The 4,183-nt window shown below is 38.2% G+C and carries 5 protein-coding genes; all 5 read left to right on the top strand.

What is annotated here, in order from left to right; translation table 11 throughout:
- Positions 1-308: 308 nt before the first annotated feature.
- Complete coding sequence (locus tag ACOVQ4_RS05390; RefSeq protein ID WP_421819632.1) at positions 309-866, top strand: hypothetical protein; 558 nt, start codon at positions 309-311, stop codon at positions 864-866.
- A gap of 199 nt (positions 867-1,065) precedes the next feature.
- The gene (locus ACOVQ4_RS05395; RefSeq protein ID WP_421819633.1) at positions 1,066-1,965 is read left to right on the top strand and encodes a DMT family transporter; all 900 of its coding nucleotides are present in this window, start codon (positions 1,066-1,068) and stop codon (positions 1,963-1,965) included.
- 21 nt (positions 1,966-1,986) lie between these two features.
- On the top strand, positions 1,987-2,484 hold the full coding sequence (locus ACOVQ4_RS05400; RefSeq protein ID WP_421819634.1) for an acetyl-CoA carboxylase biotin carboxyl carrier protein subunit: 498 nt from the start codon (positions 1,987-1,989) through the stop codon (positions 2,482-2,484).
- Positions 2,485-2,730: 246 nt separating this feature from the next.
- Positions 2,731-3,441: a UMP kinase gene (gene pyrH / locus ACOVQ4_RS05405; RefSeq protein ID WP_283325876.1), complete on the top strand. Its 711-nt coding sequence runs from the start codon at positions 2,731-2,733 to the stop codon at positions 3,439-3,441.
- Positions 3,442-3,556: 115 nt separating this feature from the next.
- On the top strand, positions 3,557-4,117 hold the full coding sequence (gene frr / locus ACOVQ4_RS05410; RefSeq protein ID WP_421819635.1) for a ribosome recycling factor: 561 nt from the start codon (positions 3,557-3,559) through the stop codon (positions 4,115-4,117).
- The last annotated feature ends 66 nt before the right edge of the window (positions 4,118-4,183 follow it).

A 4,183-nucleotide genomic window follows, 5' to 3' on the forward strand; every position in this document is an offset into this window, starting at 1 on the left:
TAGTTCAAGACTTAGTCTTGGACTCATTTTTTTAACAGTTTAAAACTGTTTTTTTAAAAATGCGTGAAAAAGTCGATACATCTGAATCAGACTTTCTCGTTTTGTCCAGTAATCAGGTAAAAGGTCTTTATGATTTCATAAAAACGCTTTTTTTCTTTAGCTTATGGCTTACAGCTTTCAGCTTTGGGCATTCGGCAAAAAGGTATCTATGGTTACTAAAATACAATTTAACACGATTTGCTTTGTACCTAAAACAAAAAACTAAAATCTAATTTTGCACGATTCCTCAAGTAGTAAATATAAAATATGTGAAAAGGCTAATAATTTCAACCCTACTGCTTACAGGGCTAAGCCAAGTGCTTATTGCGCAAGAACTACACCCTTTTTACCTTTATTTTGCACACGGCTCGGATTTGAATAAGGATAAATCTACTAGAATACTCGAAAAAAGTCCTCAACTTGTTAGTTTAGGACTAGAAAAACGCATCCTTAAAAGTTCCTATTACGGAATTGGTTTACAATACACACAGTTTACAACAGAGTTCACAAATTATAAACAATTGTTTTTTCGAGGATATCAACATTTTGGTGAGTTGAGCAACTCAAATGAGTCAAACCTTGACCCATACTTTGGGGCTATGGTAGGGGGTGATTACTACCAAAAGCAAGTAGCTCCAGCCGTCGGGATTTTTTTTGGCATGAGACTCATGTTAAAATCCTATGTGGGAATCCATTTCGAAATTGGTACATCTTCCTCCACACATAATAGCGGAACTATTATTCAATTTGGGCTTACGAGTTGTTTCAAAGGAGGCTTCAAACTACCCAAGCGCACTCGCAAAGGTACCGATTGCCCCAAGCTATAAGTAATTATTTTTCTGGTTGGCATTATTTATACCAAAATTAGGTTCTACTATTTTTGACCTCCTAATTTTTCTCTCTTATTCTTTTTTTAAGAAACTCTCTCTTCATTGGTTTTTGTTAAAAAAACATAGAACTTGTCAATCCCAAATTTTTGATTGCTTTTGCTTGCCAAAGCACAAGCATTATTCAACATTATCTCTTATGAACAACACAAATACGCTTTCTTCCCAAAAATCCACATCAGCACTTGCGTGGTTTTTATTAATCTTATTGGCACTAGTATGGGGGAGCTCATTCATTTTAGTCAAAAAAAGCTTGCATATATTTCAGGCTTCTCAGGTAGGGTCTATTCGTATTTTTGCGGCATTTTGTTTTTTTATTCCCATATTCTTGTACAATCTCCAAAAAATCCCCTTCAAAGATTGGTACAAGTTCTTATTGGTTGGATGCCTCGGCAATTTATTTCCAGCATTTTTATTCTCATTGGCAGGTACCAAATTAGACAGCGCCATATCGGGAGCACTCAACTCAACTACCCCCCTATTTACACTCATCATAGGCGGACTATTTTTCCATAATCGTATCAGCAAACGACAACTTTATGGCATCCTATTAGGCTTTGTGGGTGCTTTAATTTTGGTATTGGCTGGAAAAGAAAAAATCTCCATCAACCTGTATGCCTTACTAGTAATTTTGGCGACACTCCTCTACGGAATCAATCTTCAGCTTACCAAAAAATACCTCACAAATATTGGGCTCGACTCGCTTGTGATAACCAGTTGTATATTCATGACCATTGGGCCGGTATCAGGGATTGTTTTGTTTAGCACAGATTTTACAGAAAGACTCTCCCAAGAAGGCGCCTTACCAGCTTTGGGATATGCTGTTTTACTTGGAGTAATGGGCTCGGCCATCGCAATGGTGTTATTTAATAGACTGATACAGATGACTTCAGCCGTATTGGCTAGTTCGGTTACCTATCTGATTCCTATTGTAGCCATGATTTGGGGAGCACTCGATCAGGAAGCTATACTTATTGAGCACTATTTAGGTATGTCAATTATTTTAGTTGGTGTATATTTGGTCAATAAAAGTTCGTAACAAAACAAAATACAAGGAGCCATGTTAAAAGCAAGTGTAAATAATAAGACTTTCGATATTCTGCAAAATGCCTCAGAAACAACGCTCAATGGAGAGCCTTTTGTTTGGGATTTTGCACAAGCAGAAGACGGAAAATTTAGTATCCTATATAATAATCGCTCCTTCAATGCCGAAGTACTCGAAGCAGATTATGCCAACAAAAGTTTTGTTCTAAAAATCAATAACGCTGTATATACCGTGGGTGTAAAAGACCGTTTTGATTTATTGCTTGATCAACTGGGTATGAGTAATGCGGCCTCGGCAAAAGTAAATGACTTGAAAGCACCCATGCCAGGTCTAGTAGTTGATATCAAAGTAGCTGTGGGTGATGCTGTCAAAAAAGGAGATACTCTTTTAATTTTGGAAGCCATGAAAATGGAAAACGTACTAAAGGCCACAGGCGATGGTAAAGTAAAAAGTATCAAAGTAGCGCCAAAAGAAAATGTAGAGAAAAACAAAGTTATGATAGAGTTTGAATAAAATTAGGAGAAAAAGTACACATTTCAACCTTTTACTAACACGTTGCACAAATACCCAATAGCCCAATTACAATTTAGAAGTAATTGGGCTATTTTTGTAAAGTTGGGAAACTCGCAACCCATCGCGCCAATACCGAAAAGCCTTTTTTGAATAGTTGAAGTAAGATAAAAATCATCTAAGTTCAAATCGGGGCTATTCCAAACTAAAAAACTTTGTTTATCTTTGCGACCGAAAAAAAAAATTCTCATGGACAAACCCAAGTACAAAAGAATTCTTCTTAAGCTCTCAGGTGAAGCCCTCAGTTCAGATGGCGAAGTTCTCGAACCTTCAATTTTGGAGCAATATGCCCAAGAAATCAAAAAAATACACGATTTAGGTGTTGAAGTTGCCATTGTTATAGGTGGAGGAAATATCTTCCGTGGCGCAAGTGCTGCCAAAGTAGGTATCGACCGCGTACAAGGCGACTATATGGGTATGTTGGCAACAGTAATCAACGGTATGGCGATTCAGGCTTCTTTAGAAAAGCACGGAATGTTTACACGATTGATGACTGCCATCAAAATCGAAGCTGTTTGCGAACCAATGATTCGTCGTCGTGCGATTCGTCACCTTGAAAAAGGAAGAATTATTATCCTCAGTGCCGGAACTGGTAACCCTTATTTTACAACCGACTCAGCAGCAGCACTACGTGCTATCGAAATCGAAGCTGATGTTGTATTAAAAGGAACTCGTGTAGATGGTGTATATACTGCCGATCCTGAAAAAGACCCAACAGCTACACGTTATGCACAGCTTTCTTTTTCTGAGGCGCTCGGTAAAGGTCTAAAAATTATGGATGCAACAGCGTTTACGCTTTGCCAAGAAAATAAACTCCCTATCATCGTGTTCGATATGAACAAACCAGACAACCTTACTAAGCTTGTGCAGGGTGAAGATGTAGGAACGCTCATTAGCTAATTTATAGCCTTCAAACATCGGATAGCCCCTCGTAGTTTTTACCATGAGGCTGTCCGATTTTTTTTGAATGCCTCTAGCGAACTATTTGAATTTCACAACCCACTCATTACAACAAATGGAAGAAATAGAATTTTATCTTGATGCTGCCAAAGAAACAATGGATGGCGCCATGAAGCACCTAACTATTGAGCTAGCTAAGATTCGTGCTGGAAAGGCAACTCCTGCTATGCTCGACGGGATTCAGGTGGAATACTATGGTATGATGACTCCACTTACAGGAGCTGCTTCTATCGCAACTCCCGACGCTCGTTCAATCGTAGTGAAGCCTTTTGAGAAAAAAATGATTGCTGAAATCGAAAAGGCTATCCGTAACTCAAATATTGGCCTGGCACCCATGAACGACGGCGAGGTGATTCGCCTAAACTTGCCTCCAATGACTGAAGAAAGACGTAAAGAATTAGTAAAAAAGGCAAAAACAGAAATCGAAACAGCCAAAGTTAACGTCAGAAAAGTTCGTCAAGATGCTAATGATTCTATCCGCAAACTAAAAAATGATGGTGTTTCTGAAGACGCTATCAAAGCGGGTGAAGAACGCGTCCAAAAACTTACTGACAATTATATCACTAAAGTGGAAGCTGTTTTTGTAGAAAAAGAAAAAGATATTATGTCGGTATAAGTATTCATGCTGAAGTAGATTTAAGTTATGTGTTTAGGTAAAAGGCATTAGGCAACAGGCATTAGG

The organism is Flectobacillus sp., from assembly GCF_049240685.1.
Taxonomy (GTDB): domain Bacteria; phylum Bacteroidota; class Bacteroidia; order Cytophagales; family Spirosomataceae; genus Flectobacillus.